The sequence below is a fragment of the Peribacillus sp. TH14 genome (assembly GCF_016651145.1).
GTDB lineage: Bacteria > Bacillota > Bacilli > Bacillales > DSM-1321 > Peribacillus > Peribacillus butanolivorans.
This window is the reverse complement of the sequence record NZ_JAEKEK010000001.1, coordinates 5,626,037-5,643,162: the sequence shown is the minus strand read 5'-3', so window position 1 is coordinate 5,643,162 and position 17,126 is coordinate 5,626,037. Positions and strand designations below refer to the sequence as shown.

Below are 17,126 nucleotides of genomic sequence, written 5' to 3'. Positions count from 1 at the left end.
ACATTTTTTTTTAGAATACCTTTTTCAACGAACTGGCCAGTTCGTTAAAGAACCTAATCAATTAGTTTACATAAGAGATCTTAGAAGAAATAACCAATTAAAATTCGTTCGTAAAAGTACACTTTTACGAACTTTTTTGATTGTTACTTCTTTAAAATAGACTCTCTTAAACAATGCTTTTGATTTTTCTTCTTCAACTAACGAAAAAACGCTAGTTCACATAATCACGCTTATAGGTAAAGAAAAAGGATCCTCTAATTAAAGATCCTTTTGTTAAACACAGATACCACTGTTTTAAAATGGTGTGGTGTTGAAAAAATAGTTTTTCTTCATCCTATATCCATTTTCATCAAAATAAACAACAATAAAGTCATTTATAAACGTACACGGAAGATGCATTATTATTTGCCGAAACACCATTGCTAAATTTGTAGTTGGATAAGTTTATTGTTTTTCCCCAATAGTAAGCGTTGTTAAACCTAATATAGCCTCCACTTGCATACTCATGTTGATACAAGTAAGTACTTCCTGTATTAGCTGTACTAATTGAGGATATAACGTCATTCCAAGTTCTCCCCAACGAAGAAGTGATATTAGGGATAGAATCTCCTACCCTAACTTTAATGTAGGGCCCCCATTTATTTGCATCCGTATAAAAATCAGTACAACAAGTACCAGATCCCCCAATACCAGATCCCAAAGTTTCAAAGTTACTGGATACACTCGATTCTTTCTCTACTTTCTTTTCATTTTTGATATAATCATCTACTTTTTGCTGTGTTGTAAACCCTAAACGAACTTCATTCCCCTGTTCGTCCCCTGTATAGTAAATATGTTTGACATTGGGATCAGTTGCATTTGTCGATACCTGTTTCCCATCAATTAAATCGTACTGACTTTCCCCGGCCGCAAAAGATACATTAGAAAAGGAGAACATCGCTAAAAAGGTAACAGCAACCGTAAACATGAGACTGTAAATCGTTTTCACTTCAACCACTCCCTATTTATAAATTACACACCAGTTAAATATAGTCGAATTCATTTTTTCTTTTAAGGTTCGAAATAATTAATCTGACTAGTTAATGTCATTAACAACCAACTCCTTTATACGTGTTATTTTTTTAATACCAACTAGTCGGTATTAATCAATTTATTATATGATTAGTAATGTGTTACTATTAATGAAATATTCAGTTTTTTAAAAAGGGGTTTTTTATGTTAAATCATCATCAAAAACAATCAGAAGAAACCATCAACAAATTAATGCGATCAGGAATTGAATTGTTTTCTAAGCAAGGCTATTCTAGTACAAGCATTGATCAAATTGTAAAACATGCTGGTTACTCTAAAGGTGCTTTCTATGCTCATTTTTCCACCAAAGAGGAGTTCTTACTGAGGTTGATAAAAGAAGGTATTGATTTCTATTTTGAGGATTTAAAGGAAGCTCTTACTCAAAAAGATTGTGATTTACTAAATACATTTAAAGAATATTCTATGCGTTTAGTGAATGAGGCTTATGAAAAGGGGTCTTCTCCTATGCTTCTCCAAGGATGTATGGTTTCGAATGAATTACCTCAGATAAAAGAAAAGCTTATTCTCCAGATGGAGGAATGGAGGTCATTCCTTACACATTTATTTCAGAAAATGAAGGACGAAGGTATTGTCGGAAGTCCATTGGATGCTAGAATTTTAGCGACGGCTAGCATGGCTCTTTTTAATGGATTTAATCTGCAACATTTTGTTGATAATCGAATTCAAATACAGGACATGTTAAATGTTTTTGTTGAATTGCTTCAAATACAAGAACCTAATAAGAAAGGTTAATAACAACTAACATGGATGCTTTATAACTATACTGAATCATTTATAAATGTCTCTTTAATTTGGGGGTCAATTTGTTTATTGTCTTATGCAACTAACGGGTGGGTTAGCTTAAGATCGGAGCTGCCATTAAGGCAGCTTTTTCTTTTATCGAGGCAGGTTTGTAAAAGAATGCAGGTACAAAGATTTTTCTGAAACTGAAAAAATTAAAATCTTGAGGGAGAGTAAAATGAAAGATATTCATGATGAAAGCACATGGCCCGTTTGGGCTAATGAGACAATAGACATTGTCGAACCAAATCCCAAGTGGGTAGAAAAAGGTAATCAGGAAAAAGCACTTCTTCTTAATCTTCTTTCAACTTTCGGCATAACGGAAATTCAACATTATGGAAGTACATCTATTCCTAATTTACCAGCTAAACCAATCTTTGATTTAATGGCTAAAATTGATTCATTTCAAAAAATAAAAGAAATATCTTCATTGTTAGCTAATCACGACTGGCATTATGTACCACCTAACATAGACAATCGACCTTGGCAAAGATTTTTTGTGAAAGTAATTAACGACAAACGAGTAGTACATTTACATATTTTACTTGAGGGAGAAGAACGGTGGGATAATCAGCTACTTTTTCGTGATTTATTACGGACTAATCAGCAGTTTATTGATGAATACGCTATTCTTAAAAGAAATTTAGCAAAAAAATATAGCAATGATCGTGAAGCGTACACTAAAGCAAAAACAGAATTTATCAATTATGTTCTTAAATCTTAGTTGCGAACTAATATAAGTTTGTGAAGAAATGTACCTAAACTAACGGGTGCGTTAGCTGAAGATCAGAGCTGTCTTTAAAGCGGCTTTTTCTTTAACTATCGGGGCAGGATAGTGGAAGAAGGTATTTATTGTTCAGATAGAGAATAGTATTCGAAAAAGGTTGATTTTTAAGGATTAAACAAACTTAATATCAGGAGGAAAAAATGGTTGAAAATAGTTATGAGAAACAACAATTGAAAAAGCTCAGGACTTATATTTATATCACGATAGCATTACTTTTTTCAATGATATTTATATTTGTTAGCATTCTATTTTTGTATTTTCCTATGATAGGCATTTTAGACGTTGTGTATTTTCCACCAAAACTCGCAATTTTTTCATTCTTAATTTCTATTGTATTTTCTGTTTTAGCCATAAAAAATCTCTTTGGTAAGATATTGTTAGTTTTAAACATATTTCTAATGCTATTTATGATTTTTTATGGACCATAAATAGATACAAGAAGACTAACTTAGGGTGTAATAGTCAGGCTGTTGTATAGACAGCCTTTTCTTAAGTAACAACGAAAGCGACATTTCTGCAATAAATGAACTACTTTCTCCATTTGTAAATCGTTCATTATTGTGAAGTAATTCACTTAAACTAACGGGTGCGTTAGTTGATTAATGAACACAAAAATTCTCAATCTTTTTAATAAAAGAATAATCCAATTAAATAGTATAAGGGCATGTTTTGATTAATATTTTTTCAAAACATGCTCTTTTTATTTGTTCAGTTATCAAGGTTCTTGTATTAATTTGATCAAACTTTGTTTAAAAATTACAATAACACTTTATTTACTTGAGATTCTATTGGTCTATTGGGCAAGACACCTTACCCAATAGACCAATAGATGAAGGGATTTAATAATCGATACCGGCAGCTTCAGCTAAATATTCAATTAGATGAAGGGCGCGCATTGATTGTGTGAGTCCTTCACGATCAATACCAAGTTTCATCTGTAATAGGCAGCCAGGATTTGTTGTAATAATAACAGTTGCCTCTGTGGCTTTCGTGTGCTTCATTTTCTCATCAAGAATCTGCATGGATGAATCATAGTTTACAATATTATAAATGCCTGCAGATCCACAGCACATATCAGCCTGATCCATTTCAATAAGTTGTATTCCAGGCACTTGTTTCAATAATTCGACTGGTTCTTGCGTTACCTTTTGAACGTTCGTCATATGGCAAGAACGCTGATACGTAACTCTCTCGCCAGCTCGGGCTGCTATCTCTGGTAATCCGCATTCAACAAGAATTTGGCTGATATCTTTTGACTTAGCTGAAAAAGCTCTTGCTCTGTCTGCCCATTCGCTGTCATCCGAAAGTAAATGACCGTATTCATATAACATGGCGCCGCATCCTCCAGCATTATTGACAACAAAATCAGCTTCCACTTTTTCAAAAGCCAATATGTTTTGTTTCGCAAGATTGCGTGCTTCATCCATTTCTCCAGAATGGGCGTGCAGTGCGCCGCAGCATGTTTGTTTCGGTACAACGACAACATCACAGCCCGCTTCTGAAAGAAGCTTAATGGATAATTGGTTAATGTGGTGGAACATCGCATCCATAATACAACCGGTGAAAAAGGCAACTATATATTTCGGATTCAATTTTGCTTTCACTTCTATCAGGGCACGCCCTCGTTCCACCGGTGAAACCGGTTCCGGCATGATTGCTTCGAATGCACCAAGATTATAAGGTAACTTTTTCATAATACCTGATGAACGAGTCGCTTTTTGCAGCCCACTTTTTTTGTACAGCCAAATGGAGTGCCCAGTGACGTTCATCATCTTCCTACTTGGGAAAACCTTTTTCAGCATTGATTTTCGAAGTAGTCGCACAGGAATAGAAAAGGTTTTGCGTTTGACAAGTGCTGCGCGAGTGGCTTCTAAAATGGAACCATATTCTACACCTGTCGGGCAGGCTGTTTCGCACGCCCTGCAGCCTAAACACAAATCGAATGGTTCTTCGAGAACAGATAAGTCTGTAATTTTTCCTTCACCGACCATTTTCACTAAGTTAATCCGACCACGTGGTGAATGTGTCTCTTTTCCGAATGTTGTATAAGTCGGACACACAGGCAAACAATAGCCGCATTGGACGCAGTTATTCGTTTTGTCGTATTGAAATTCTTTTCTTAACTGTTTAAGTGATGTTTCCATGTTAGCTCAACTCCAATTTTTGTCCCGGGTCAGGGAAAATTTTCCCTGGGTTCATAATGTTATTTGGATCCCATACTTCTTTAATCCGTTTCATAATATCGAGGCCGGCTGCCCCTAGCTCCATTTCCATAAAGGGAGCTTTCATCATTCCAATGCCATGCTCGCCGGACAAGGTTCCGCCAAGCTCAATGGCCGCCATAAAAATATCCGCTACAGCTAGTTCAACGCGGCTCATTTCTTCTTTATCCGTTTTATCACAAATAATGTTAGGATGAAGGTTACCATCACCTGCATGCCCAAAAACAACGAGATGAACACCATACTTGTCTCTTATTCTCTGCAGTCTTTCACACATTTCAGGAATTTTGCTGCGAGGAACGGTGGCGTCTTCTGAAATTTTCGTTGGCTTAATCCGAACAATGGCCGGAGATACGAGCTTTCGTGCTCTCCATAGTTCCGCTTCTTCGACTTTGTCCTTTGGAATTCTAACTTCTCTTGCTCCTACGGCACGACATAATTTAGATGCCTGGGCAACTTCTTCTTGCAAAGCAAGTGGATGGCCATCAATTTCAATTAAAATAAGTGCGGCCGCATCAACAGGTAAGCCAAGTGGCTCAAACTGTTCAACTGCTACAATGGATGCCTGATCCATCAATTCCATTTTTGAAGGGAAGATACCGGCAGAAAGAATTTTGGAAATCGCACTTCCTGCATCTACTAAACTATCAAAAATAACCATTATTGTTGCAGTAGCCTTCGGTTTAGGAATGAGTCTGAGCACTGCTTTCGTAATGATGCCGAGTGTCCCTTCTGATCCGACAATCAGCTTTGTTAAGTCGTATCCGGTCACATTCTTAACGGTACTCCCGCCTGTTTTTATGAGTTCTCCTTCAGGTGTAATCACCTCAAGGCCAATAACATAATCTTTCGTTACGCCGTATTTCAGCCCCCTCGGCCCTCCAGAGTTTTCAGCTAAATTGCCGCCAATTGTCGAGACGTGAGAACTGCTTGGGTCAGGTGGATACATAAATCCTTTTTGTTCAGCTGCTTTATGTATATTCGATGTCAAGACCCCAGGAGAAACCACTGCTACAAGGTCCTCTTCGTGAATTTCCAGAATATCATTCATCACAGATAAATCGAGGACGATGCCCCCTTTAACCGGAAGCGGCCCGCCACTTAAACTAGTAGACTGGCCCCGTGGATAAAGAGGGATTTTCTCCCGATTCGCAAACTTCACGAGGGATACTAGCTCTTCTGTACTTTTTGTCTGAATGACGAGGTCCGGCAAATACGTCCCGAATGAAGCATCGAATGAATAGCTAAAGCGGTCACTTTCATCTATATAGACTTTTCCCGTTTTTATAATTGCATCGATTTCCTGAATGTGATTGGCGGTTACTACTTTCATTTCATTATCATCCTTTCTGTTTTGCTATACTGTATAATCCTGTAAAAATAAACTTAATTTTTTCTCGGCGTTTCTTAGATGAATCTGGCATTGAAGTTTAGCCAATTCGGGCTCTTCTGCTTCAATTGCCAGAAGAATGCTTTGATGTTCATCGTAAACTGCTTTACGTTTTCGTTTTAATTGTTCGTTTGGACGAAGAGTAATGTTTAACGCTTTTTCATAGAGAGTAGATAAGCTTTCTAGCGTTTGAATCATAATCGGATTTTGCGTAGCCTTAATAATGGAACTGTGAAATTCTATATCAGAATGGATGGCAGTAGTACCTTTTTCAATAGATTCTTCTTCCATTCTTTTTAAAATATTCTTCATTTGGTCAAGGCATTTTGGTGTACGTCTTAGGGCAGCTAAATAGGCCGCTTCAGGCTCCAGAATCTTTCGCATCTCAAATAGATACTTAATATTTTCAACATCATCTCTTTCTACTTGTATGCGATGTATGAATGTTGAACTTGTCGTTTCTTCCACATAGCTTCCGCCTCCTTGACGGGAGTTAATGACACCAGCAGCACGCAGCATGCTTAATGCCTCGCGTATGGGTGCTCTGCTTACAGAAAAATGAGCCGTTAACTCCTTTTCCGTTGGTAGCTTAGAACCTGGACGGAACTGCCCTGTTTCAATCATGTTTAATAATTCACGAGAGATCATTTGAGAAACATTTTCTTTTTGGGACAAAATAATCTATCACCTTTCATGTTTTATCTTAATAGAGAAGGATAAAAGCTAAAAATTTGTATTATGAATTTAAATTTGTATGACATATTTATGGGATGTATTGAGATTTTATTCTAATTTTTAGAAATATTAATTCGAAAGCGCTTTCAATTTGTTTGTAATAAAGAAAAACCTTTAACTAAACTACAAAAAACGAATATTTGTATTACAAATATTGTATAAAAAACTGTTGAGTTAATCAAGAGTTTTCTTTAATGAATACAACTTGGTTTCGCAAACTGTAAAAATTTATATTAAAAGGGAAGTACTTTTGAAACTTTACTAATGTAAAAGGTTACTTTTAAGTTGCTTTCAGTCCTCAATTAATGGAATGTTATTTAGCTTATTCTCATTAACAAATAATTGAGGTTTTTGTTTTTAAATATTTGCATTTATGAGTGAGCGACATGAGCAATGCAACTATGTTTAGAAAGACAAACGACTAAAAAAGTGACAAGACGAATTGTACCATTTCTTATTGTCTTGTATGTAATCGCATTCATTGACAGAGCGAATTTAGGTTATGCGGCTTTGGACATGAACGAAGCACTGGCACTGACAAGCAAGATGTTTGGAATCGTTTCTGGTATTTTCTTTATCAGCTATTTCTTGTTTGAAATTCCAAGCAATGTGATGCAGGAAAAAGTCCGGGGCGCGAAAATGGATTGCACGTATTCTCGTTACGTGGGGAGGCGCCGTAGCGTACATAAATATTAAAAACATTTCGTTGCATAAAAATACAAATTGTTGTATTTTTATAATAAACATTCTAAATCTAAAAAGGAGATAAGATATGGATATTTATCATGCAGTAACCAGTGATGTTAAATATATTTATAATTTAATACAAATTCACGCTGAACAAGGAGTAGTTTTGCCTCGTACAAAATTATCACTATATCAACATTTACAATGTATGTATGTCATGAAAGAGGATAATAAAATACTTGGGGTTGCCGGATTACATGTTTTAGGTCAGGACCTGGCAGAGGTACGTTCATTAGTCGTTGCTCCAAATCATTCTGGTCAAGGTATAGGTCGTAAATTAGTTAATCATATTATAAATGAAGCCTCACGACTTGAAATTAGCAGATTAATATCATTAACATACGAAACGGAGTTTTTAAAAAATGTAATTTTGAAATTATTTCAAAGGATACTTTGCCTGAAAAAGTATGGATTGATTGTATGAATTGCCCCAAGTTTAACTCTTGTGATGAAGTTGCAATGATTAATTATATTGGATAAAAAATTATCATCGAGTCCATTCAATTATGGCTGTCATGAATAAATGCGGATTACACATTACCATAAAGACCGTCCATGGTATTTTAAGGAGATAGCACCTTATGGTAAGTGGTTAGAAAGAGAGGGTGGCATACGGGAGTGATGAGTATCTTTAAGTACAATATGTATTTATAGCTTTAAAATATAAAAGTAAAGGTTACGATAGAAAGAGAATGTCACCCTAACGATGGTGCCATTCTCTTCGTCCTTAAGGAGAGAAGTTAACGCCGAAAAAACAAATTTGGAATAAATTTTAAATAAAGTACTAGCAATTGAATTAGTTACTACAGATTATACACGTATTAAAACAAAAAAGATTGACAGGAATAGTACCTGACACAACCTGAAAAATAGTTTACTATATGGATTTTTAAAAAATAATAGACTAATAATTTTGGTTTAAAACCTTAATTCCATCCCTTATTAAAGAATCGCACCCTAAAGATAATTAACGAAGAGAGTTAGTGGTATCGACTTTTTATGTTGGAATTCTCTTTAGGTATAAAATTTCCGAAATGGGCGGTATAGCATTGTTGCTACCGTTCGTAAAAGTACTTTTTGAAAAGTGAACAAAGAACCCATAGGCCTTGCCTAGGACCACAACATAGGTGATAACAGTTTTTCCTTATGCTATTTCTTTCTTTATTCATTCCAGAACTTCATAGCCTTTTTATCAGAGGTATAGACGGTAACTTGTTTGGTTTTGCTAAGTGTTTATAAGGTTCTCCTTCTTCATTTACTTTACGAAGCTCTTCATGCTGTTTTTCAACCCGATTTAACAGCTTATTTACTTCAAGGAAATCAGCGTTTCCCATCTTCATATCTTCACTCACTCCTTTTTTTATTTCGAATTAAATAGATGACATATCCAACATACCAAGATCCACGACATTAAATCCCTTATAAATAAATAGGGCGCAATTATACATAGATTAAAATCTACGTTTTGCGAACCAAACTTTTTCTTTAAGAGTTTTTCGGGGTTGTCCAATCTAGTATAATACCAGACTCATATAATATCTCAGAGTTAATAAAGGGGGGAGGATTAATTTGGGGAAGGATAAAAAATGTCCAGATTGCGGACATAAGCAATGTAAATGCAATCATAAAAAATGTAAGGATTGCGGGCACAAAAAATGTCAATGTGAATCTAAACAAGAACAAAAGGTAGAGCAAAACATTGAAGTGTATGTAAAAGTACCTGCAGGACCTCAAGGAGCTCAAGGTGTTCAAGGAGCTCAAGGTGTTCAAGGGCCTCAAGGTGCTCAAGGACTTCAAGGTGTTCAAGGAGCTCAAGGTGTTCAAGGGCCTCAAGGTGTTCAAGGACTTCAAGGTGTTCAAGGACCCCAAGGTGCTCAAGGTGTTCAAGGACCGACGGGAGAAAATGGATTGTCAAACCAGTTTGTTGTAGGTCTTAATACTACTCCTTTTCCTACATTGGTTTCATTAAATCCGTTGCCAGAGGTTCTTTCAACAGTAACCATTACTATTGATGATCCTGGTGATACCGTCAGATTAATGGCATCAATTCAGTCAATAACTTCTGCATCAAGCGTAAATTCTAGCCCACTCCGAGCAAATGTGATAGCGTACAGAATTAGACGAACTGCACCTAATCTGATCATCAGATCTGTGCAAGATACGGATTTTGATTCTCTAACTACTGCTTTTACAACTCTTGATAACCCTGGATTAGGAACATTTACCTATGTTTTAGAAGGATTGTTGATCAATTCAACTATTCCTGTGCAGAACGAATTTATAATTAGTGTTGTCTTTACTGCCGAGGAAATTGAACCTAATTAACTACCAATAACCCTGATAATGTGAACTCAGATAAAGAAGATGGCTGCCAATTGGCCGCCATTTGAATGTACGATTCTTAAACAAATCATACATTCAATTGGCCGCCATTTGAATGTACGATTCTTAAACAAATCATACATTCAATTAAAAGAAAGAAAAGTACAAAAGTAAAGATATGTATTGAGTTTTAAATAAACGGTGTGAAAAGAGAGTTTTTAATAATGGACATCCTTAAATGTCCTTCTGAGGTGGAAAAAATCTATTATGGACCTAAGCCATATTGTGTATGGAGAATGAGAAAAGCCGCCTATTTGCATTATGATAGGAGGCTTTAAAGAATCGGTCATTTTGTTTTTCTTGTTATTCAGCAGTGAATGTAAATGTTACTTTTAACGGCCTGCCTTCGCTCCCCTTTTGTGTCCAAATGATTTCCACTTCGAATTCCGTTGCTTTTTCAGCCAAAAGGAAATTTTTAAATTGATAAGGCATTCCATCATTCAATTGTTTTGCTAAAAAAGTAGTCTCTTCAAATTGGTTTTTATTATATTCCTCTTCACCAGGACAACCAAAAAGTGAAAACTTCGTCGGGAATTTTATTCATTTTGAATATTCTATTAAACCAAAAATATTAGTAAAAAAGAGAGCATACAACACCTGGACCATATAGGAAATGGCTTCGTGAACAAGGATATGACATTAAAACTTGTCTACTATAAGAGACGTTGAGTCAGAAAAACTAAATATGCAAAATGCTTTAGAATAAAGAAGAGAGGGTCATTAAACTCCATCAAATTTCGCGGATGGTGAGTGGGGTCGCAGGGAGCAACCCACATGGATAGGGCAGACTGTGAGTTGCAACCCGAAGCGAGTTGACTATTTACCAAGATACAGAGTTTTCCTTACGAGGAAGGCTTTTTTTCATTCTTTTTGAAGACATTCGAAAGTGTATAAAAAGTTGACCGGGTGTAATATCGAAGAATTGTTTTTTTGCCAGGTCTAATATAGCTATGACTTCTTCCCGTTTGTTTATTGTCTCTACTTACTTCAGCTACATAAACATCTGGAATGCAAGAAAACAATCAACTACAGACCTCTACGCTGCCAGCGTGGGGAGTGTAATTCCGATAGCATACTAAAATGTCCAAAATCGCTTTAGATCAAGGTTTTCGATGTGTGTGTAAGGTTTAGGATGAACTATGATTTCCGTCAGTTTTCTATAGTTTGTGACCGAAATGTTAACAGAGTGCGACCAATATTTAAGTGTAAAAATTAGCTTTTTGTTTGGGAATCAATAGGGTTGTGAGATGTGATGGTATGCTAAATTAGGTTTATCGCAAGAGAGTATTTTTCTGTAGGAGTAATAGTTGAACAGACACTCCCTATTACCTCCGTCTTCGTAGTAAGTCCTGCACTTTATCAAATGTTTCTTTTTCAATAATGGCTTTATGAGTATTTTCAATAATAATTAGATTTTCTGCGTCAATTTCTTTTCTTTTTGAAGAGGTAACAGAGATCATTTCTGACCGTCCTTGTACTAACTCTCCAATGTAGTGTCTATTACAAAGAATACCTTTAATGGTGGAACCATGCCATTGTTTAGAGGCATTTGATTTATTTGCAATAAAAGGTATATTAACAACTAAAACAGATTTGATTTTAGAAAAAGATTTGAAAGCAATTGAAGAATCAATTAAAGTATTACAAAAATATGTAGAGCTAATTACAAATCCTAAGAAAAGTAATTATCCAAGATTAAAAGTCGTTAAAGTTAAAATATAATGATCGGTTTGAAATAACTAGATTTGGAAGGGAATTTATTGAGTTTATTATTAATACAAAATTAGTTCGGAAAAGATTTCATATTCTTGTCTATTAGAAAGCTTGTATTTTATTGTTTTAAAAGATGCTGGTTTATAGGAGGCGTTATTTGAAAGTTTATTACGGAGGTATAAAATGAATAACTATAAGAAATTTATTGTAATATAATTAAAGAACTAAATTTAGATGAAAAACCAAATCAGCAGGTTGATTCATATATTTATGAGGAATTTAGAGATAAAACTCAATTTATTGAAAATAAAATATTGAATTTAATGGGTGATATGCAAAGTGACTATATTTCGTATAACAAATTTAAAAGAACACTTGTAAAACGAAACATTGAAGTAAAACAATTAATAGGGAAAATTTCAGAAGAATTATCAAAGTTGCTTAATGAAATGAATACTATGAGAAACTGGGGACTGCACGAACCAGAATCACTTAAACGCACATTTAGAAAATATCAAAGAATTTTGGCCAAAGGAAGAATTAGATTGGTATTTTAATAATTTCAATCCTATACACGTACCCATATTTGGAAAATATGAAGGTAAATGGATTATTAGTTTATATGAGAGTTGTAAAGGAAACTTAGAATATTATAAAGCCATTTACGAATATATTTTAAAAGACTATAGGTTATTATCCGGTGAAGAAGATATAAAAATTAATTTAAAGAAGATAAAAGTGCGTCCTTTTGAATTAGAAATAAAATTGTCTAATACATCTCTTGAAATGCAAAAAAATCAATATAATCTAAAATAAAGTATATTGAGAAGAATTTATAAAGAAACGAACACATGTCCCTTTCAAAAATAACCATAGGAAAGCTCTATTTAGAAAATATAGTAACTGTGGCTCTTATTTAAATGGAAAATCAATAAATTAAGTGATCAAATAGTAACCTGATTTGTTTCTGAACTCAACCAATCAGGTTACATAAACCCAGCAACATCTCTTGTGTTGCCACATACACTCCGTATTGTGAAGCGGTCGCGTGGTTGGAGTTGGTATAATAGAAAATCAGTTGATATAGAAAAAATCTATACCATCTGCTTTTTTGTTTATAAAAATACCATTCAGGACCGATTTTAGTTAAAATAAACATTGCCGATTTTCACAATAGTTTTTCACAAATTATAAATGTCCAAATGTACTTGATAATAAGTTATTAAGCATGATATAAGTGTAAAAGAAGTGGAACATTTGGCTTTATATTTTTTGATCGAGAGTTTGAAGATGTATCCATATTGAGAGGATTTGAGTTTGAAATGATAGATAATTTTTGGCGTGATTTACCACGACCATTTTTTGTACTTGCACCAATGGAAGATGTGACAGATGTTGTTTTTCGTCACGTAGTAAGTGAAGCCGGTCGACCGGATGTATTTTTCACAGAGTTTACAAACTCGGATAGCTATTGTCATCCAGAGGGCATGAAAAGTGTGCGTGGCCGTTTGATTTTTACAGAAGATGAACAGCCAATGGTGGCACATGTTTGGGGGGATAATCCCGAATATTTCCGTCAAATGAGTATTGGCATGGCAGAGCTAGGATTTAAAGGCATAGATATTAATATGGGCTGCCCTGTACCGAATGTGGCATCGAGAGGGAAAGGTAGTGGCCTTATTCTGCGTCCAGACGTTGCGGCAGAACTTATTCAAGCAGCAAAAGCGGGCGGACTGCCTGTCAGCGTGAAAACACGACTTGGCTATAATGATGTAAATGAGTGGGAGGAGTGGCTAACGCATATTTTAAAACAGGATATTGCGAACTTTTCTATTCATTTACGTACAAGAAAGGAAATGAGCCAAGTAGATGCGCATTGGGAGCTAATTCCGGAAATCAAAAAATTACGTGACCGTATCGCACCAAATACGCTACTAACAATCAATGGAGACATTCCTGACCGTCAAACTGGGCTGCAGCTTGCTGAACAATATGGTATTGATGGCGTTATGATCGGGCGAGGTATTTTTAAAAATCCTTTTGCTTTTGAAAAAGAGCCAAAAGAGCATAGCAGTAAAGAATACCTTGATCTTTTAAGACTGCAGCTTGATCTTCAAGATCAATATGCGGAAGCACTGCCACGTTCAATCACAGGGCTTCATCGCTTTTTCAAAATTTATGTCAAAGGATTCCGTGGAGCTGGTGAATTAAGAAATCAATTGATGAACACGAAATCAACAGATGAAGTGCGTGCATTGCTTGATAACTTTGGAAAAGAATGTTGATGGGACGGGGACAGTGAAATGATGTAACTCTCAAAAAGTTAGAGAAAAAATGAATCACATCAACTCATGTGTACTTATTTTATTCAGTTTCAAGTTCCATTGCAGCCGGCTTTTTGATAAAGTCTGTTTTCTAGAATGTAAAAAACCCACCAGCACTCTTGTGTTGCCACATACACTCTGTACATGAGGAGAGTGCTATTTGTTTCTAGCGAATGTTTTTCCACTCGAACCGTAAACCTGCTGCAAAATTGAAGAAATAAAGAATAGAAAATTATTAGGATTCTATCTCAATTATAGGATTTTTTGGATTAACTAGGTGGAACCGTACCATAAATATCGATTCTTAGATCAATATTTCCTTTAATCAGAAACATTGTTCTTGATAAGTTCGTTTGCAATTGTCCGCTTGATTTTTAGAGGTAAGCACCTAGTCCTATTATTAAAAGAAGTATCAAAGAACAACTCAACGTTTTTGATACTTCTTTCTTCAATTTTATTTGAAAGATTAACTGTAATCTCGTTTAATATGACATGGAAAGATTTTTGTTTTTTGTTCTATTGGAGGTACCATAGGAAGCATACCAAGGCGTTCGTAGCTTCTCTCTTAGGCTGGTTTCTTCTGTTTTTGGTCCAAGCGATAACTTAGGAAAGTTAGAAGACTTGCAAAGATAGCAACCAGCCCACCGACCCATGTCACATTCAGTAAATTTCCCTGATGGTAAACAACTCCGCCCAGTGCGGAACCAAAGGCGATACCGACATTGCTTGCTACTGGCATTAGTGAAGCAGCTAGCCCTGTAGCTTTTGGTTGATAAATACCGGCAAGATCTATCAAATAAAGCTGGGTTGATGTTGTTAAAAGAATGGCCATTAATGACATCAAGCCAATGTTAATCAATCCAAAGAGAAAATGACTTGTCGTCCAATATAAACTGATCAGAACGACTGCCTGCACGAGAAAAACAAACCGGAGGCGTCCGATAGCATTGTAGCCGGCAATTTTACCAGCGAGTATGTTGCTGAAAATGGAAATGAATCCGTAGCCAAACAAGATCAAACTGATTGAACTGCCTGGTGCTTCCATTCCTTTTAGGATCGGAACAAGATACGTATAAACGGCATACGTTGCCCCAAATCCAAGAGATGGAATGAAAAAAGCCATTAAAATTCGCGGGTGTGTTAACAAAGAAAATTGATCACGCATCGAACTGCGAATTGTACTTTGCATGGCAGGCAATACGAAGAAAGATGCCAAAAACGCAATAGCTCCGAGAAAAGTCGTTAACAGGAAGGATGCATTCCAGTTGTACCATTCAGCAATGACAGTGCCTATCGGTACTCCAATCACGTTTGCAAGCGTAAAGCCACCGAAAACGAATGATATAGCAAGTCCGCGTTTAGCGATCGGCATGGTTTCACTTGCAACAACCATGGCAAGTGAAATTAAAACGCCTGTTACAACCGCCGTCATCATTCGAAGTGTAAGGAGCATGAGGTAGCTCGTCGAAATCACGCACAAAGCATTCAGAATGATGAACGAACCTAGCAGAAACAACATCCATTTACGCTTTGGAAAATGGCTCGTTGCCGACATCACGAGCGGTGTGGCAATGGCAAACGTAAGCGCAAACGCAGAAACGAGTGTGCCTGCTTTGGCATTTGTAATATGGAGACCCGAGGAAATATCGGTTAAGATTCCGACGATAACAAATTCGCTTGTCCCGAGAACGAATGTTAATAAAGTAAGTGTTAAGATGAGCAACCAATGTCGCTTAGTTAATTCTGTGGTGTGCATAAATACCTCTTTTCTTTCTTAGATGAATGTAAATGTGTCACAGGAAAGATAAACAATTTACCTATCATACCACAAAACATTTTTACGAGGAAAATCCTTGCTTAGATATCGTTGATTATTTTTTGCTAAAAAGCTTGTACCTGAATCATTCACTAATTTTACCGTAACCTGTTTTTTTATCAAACAAAAAAAGAATCAAAAACGGATTAATAAGGAAAAGCATAAGGGTAACAAGATGATAAAAATATAATACTCTAATATCAGGCAGAAAACATAAATCAAACAAAAAGGATGGGATCCTGATGGTTGATGAAAATAAGCAAAATAACAAACGGGAACAATGGAAAAAGAATGTTATGGATAATCTGAAGAGGGAAGCTGTCAAAAATATCATAGCAAGAACGGGAGACCTAGCAAGATTAGATGCTAAAGTCAATAATACTTACACTGTATACATCAAGGATGGAAGGATGATAAAGCAACCTACAAATGGGAAGTGTGTTGTTATTAATGGAAAAATCCAAAATTAAAATTTGTGAAGGAATAGAGAATACACATTATAGAAGGCGAAGGTATATAGCGGTTGGACCACAGTAATTGGTGCAAGGCCATAACAAAGTTCATAGTGCTAACGTGCATGGTAAGCTTTCTGAAGCCAAGATAGTGTAATAGAATTCGAGGTCCTTACTTTTATGAAGCTCTAATTTGATTAGATTTGGTACATTTGAAGTGTGCGACGAGCAGTTCGAACTAGAAACCCACATACAGGAGAAGAAATACAAATTGCTGCTTCCAAAGTTTACTGCTTGTAAACCGGATAAGGAAAAGAGGCGGTTAAATAAAAAAGTAGTATAGCGTAAAAAAATACTCTGGGATGAGATATTCTCCAGAGTATTTTTTTCTTTATGTAAAGTTAGGTTTTATACTTTCGCATCTGTTTTCACATAGATAAGTGCTACGGGTAAAATGCAAAACACTCTTAAGTGAGCTTGTGAGATGCTCCTATTTTTACAGAATGAGAGGAGGGAAGGGATGTAGTGGGAGGGGATGTTACTGAACCCTTTTTTTCGATAAATGTCGAAAAACTTTGCACCACAAATAACTTTGGTGTGGAAGGTGATCACTTTGTGATATCAGCCTTTATGAAGAAATTCCAATATAAAAGTTAACTCTCGAACTTCATTAGCTACATAGTTTC

17 protein-coding genes and 1 pseudogene are annotated in these 17,126 nt (G+C 35.7%); 9 read left to right on the top strand and 9 right to left on the bottom strand.

Features of this window, described 5'->3' with window-relative positions; translation table 11 throughout:
• Positions 1 to 370: 370 nt before the first annotated feature.
• Positions 371 to 988 (bottom strand): hypothetical protein, encoded by a 618-nt coding sequence (locus JFU50_RS27045; protein ID WP_201224887.1) that lies wholly within the window; start codon positions 986 to 988, stop codon positions 371 to 373.
• A 227-nt stretch (positions 989 to 1,215) separates the two neighbouring features.
• Between JFU50_RS27045 and JFU50_RS27040 the strand changes: the two genes are divergently transcribed.
• Complete coding sequence (locus tag JFU50_RS27040; RefSeq protein WP_201181060.1) at positions 1,216 to 1,824, top strand: TetR/AcrR family transcriptional regulator; 609 nt, start codon at positions 1,216 to 1,218, stop codon at positions 1,822 to 1,824.
• Positions 1,825 to 2,050: 226 nt separating this feature from the next.
• Complete coding sequence (locus JFU50_RS27035; RefSeq protein WP_201224886.1) at positions 2,051 to 2,596, top strand: GrpB family protein; 546 nt, start codon at positions 2,051 to 2,053, stop codon at positions 2,594 to 2,596.
• 256 nt (positions 2,597 to 2,852) lie between these two features.
• Here JFU50_RS27035 and JFU50_RS27030 read toward each other — a convergent pair whose 3' ends face one another.
• From JFU50_RS27030 to JFU50_RS27015, 4 genes are all read right to left on the bottom strand, one after another.
• A complete protein-coding gene (locus JFU50_RS27030; RefSeq protein ID WP_201224885.1) occupies positions 2,853 to 3,011 on the bottom strand; it encodes a hypothetical protein in 159 nt (52 codons plus the stop codon).
• A gap of 487 nt (positions 3,012 to 3,498) precedes the next feature.
• Positions 3,499 to 4,803 carry a (Fe-S)-binding protein gene (locus tag JFU50_RS27025; RefSeq protein WP_201181056.1) on the bottom strand — a complete coding sequence of 435 codons (1,305 nt, stop codon included), beginning with the start codon at positions 4,801 to 4,803 and terminating at the stop codon, positions 3,499 to 3,501.
• A 1-nt stretch (position 4,804) separates the two neighbouring features.
• Complete coding sequence (locus JFU50_RS27020; protein WP_201224884.1) at positions 4,805 to 6,214, bottom strand: FAD-binding oxidoreductase; 1,410 nt, start codon at positions 6,212 to 6,214, stop codon at positions 4,805 to 4,807.
• A gap of 24 nt (positions 6,215 to 6,238) precedes the next feature.
• Entirely contained in the window at positions 6,239 to 6,946 is a 708-nt protein-coding gene (locus JFU50_RS27015) for a FadR/GntR family transcriptional regulator (RefSeq protein ID WP_201181052.1), read from the bottom strand.
• Positions 6,947 to 7,399: 453 nt separating this feature from the next.
• Here JFU50_RS27015 and JFU50_RS27010 point away from each other — a divergent pair, with 453 nt between their 5' ends.
• Complete coding sequence (locus tag JFU50_RS27010; protein WP_201224883.1) at positions 7,400 to 7,702, top strand: hypothetical protein; 303 nt, start codon at positions 7,400 to 7,402, stop codon at positions 7,700 to 7,702.
• Between the two features lie 76 nt (positions 7,703 to 7,778).
• A pseudogene (locus JFU50_RS27005) lies at positions 7,779 to 8,233 on the top strand (N-acetyltransferase).
• Positions 8,234 to 8,931: 698 nt separating this feature from the next.
• Here JFU50_RS27005 and JFU50_RS27000 read toward each other — a convergent pair.
• The gene (locus JFU50_RS27000; protein ID WP_201181048.1) at positions 8,932 to 9,093 is read right to left on the bottom strand and encodes a hypothetical protein; all 162 of its coding nucleotides are present in this window, start codon (positions 9,091 to 9,093) and stop codon (positions 8,932 to 8,934) included.
• 229 nt (positions 9,094 to 9,322) lie between these two features.
• Between JFU50_RS27000 and JFU50_RS26995 the strand changes: the two genes are divergently transcribed.
• Positions 9,323 to 10,078, top strand: a complete 756-nt coding sequence (locus JFU50_RS26995; RefSeq protein ID WP_201224882.1) for a collagen-like protein — start codon at positions 9,323 to 9,325, stop codon at positions 10,076 to 10,078.
• 360 nt (positions 10,079 to 10,438) lie between these two features.
• On the opposite strand, the gene JFU50_RS26990 is transcribed toward JFU50_RS26995, so the two are convergent.
• Complete coding sequence (locus JFU50_RS26990) at positions 10,439 to 10,579, bottom strand: hypothetical protein (protein WP_201181046.1); 141 nt, start codon at positions 10,577 to 10,579, stop codon at positions 10,439 to 10,441.
• A gap of 881 nt (positions 10,580 to 11,460) precedes the next feature.
• Complete coding sequence (locus JFU50_RS26985) at positions 11,461 to 11,646, bottom strand: recombinase family protein (RefSeq protein ID WP_342214738.1); 186 nt, start codon at positions 11,644 to 11,646, stop codon at positions 11,461 to 11,463.
• 7 nt (positions 11,647 to 11,653) lie between these two features.
• Between JFU50_RS26985 and JFU50_RS30480 the strand changes: the two genes are divergently transcribed.
• The 3 genes from JFU50_RS30480 (at position 11,654) to JFU50_RS26975 (ending at position 14,133) form a co-directional block, all read left to right on the top strand.
• On the top strand, positions 11,654 to 11,857 hold the full coding sequence (locus JFU50_RS30480) for a hypothetical protein (RefSeq protein ID WP_207196321.1): 204 nt from the start codon (positions 11,654 to 11,656) through the stop codon (positions 11,855 to 11,857).
• A gap of 314 nt (positions 11,858 to 12,171) precedes the next feature.
• Positions 12,172 to 12,405: a hypothetical protein gene (locus JFU50_RS26980; RefSeq protein ID WP_201254541.1), complete on the top strand. Its 234-nt coding sequence runs from the start codon at positions 12,172 to 12,174 to the stop codon at positions 12,403 to 12,405.
• A gap of 765 nt (positions 12,406 to 13,170) precedes the next feature.
• Positions 13,171 to 14,133, top strand: coding sequence for a tRNA dihydrouridine synthase (locus JFU50_RS26975; RefSeq protein WP_201224880.1), 963 nt, complete (start codon positions 13,171 to 13,173; stop codon positions 14,131 to 14,133).
• Positions 14,134 to 14,737: 604 nt separating this feature from the next.
• Here JFU50_RS26975 and JFU50_RS26970 read toward each other — a convergent pair.
• Positions 14,738 to 15,928 (bottom strand): MFS transporter, encoded by a 1,191-nt coding sequence (locus JFU50_RS26970; RefSeq protein WP_201224879.1) that lies wholly within the window; start codon positions 15,926 to 15,928, stop codon positions 14,738 to 14,740.
• Positions 15,929 to 16,230: 302 nt separating this feature from the next.
• Between JFU50_RS26970 and JFU50_RS26965 the strand changes: the two genes are divergently transcribed.
• The gene (locus tag JFU50_RS26965) at positions 16,231 to 16,458 is read left to right on the top strand and encodes a hypothetical protein (protein WP_201183528.1); all 228 of its coding nucleotides are present in this window, start codon (positions 16,231 to 16,233) and stop codon (positions 16,456 to 16,458) included.
• The last annotated feature ends 668 nt before the right edge of the window (positions 16,459 to 17,126 follow it).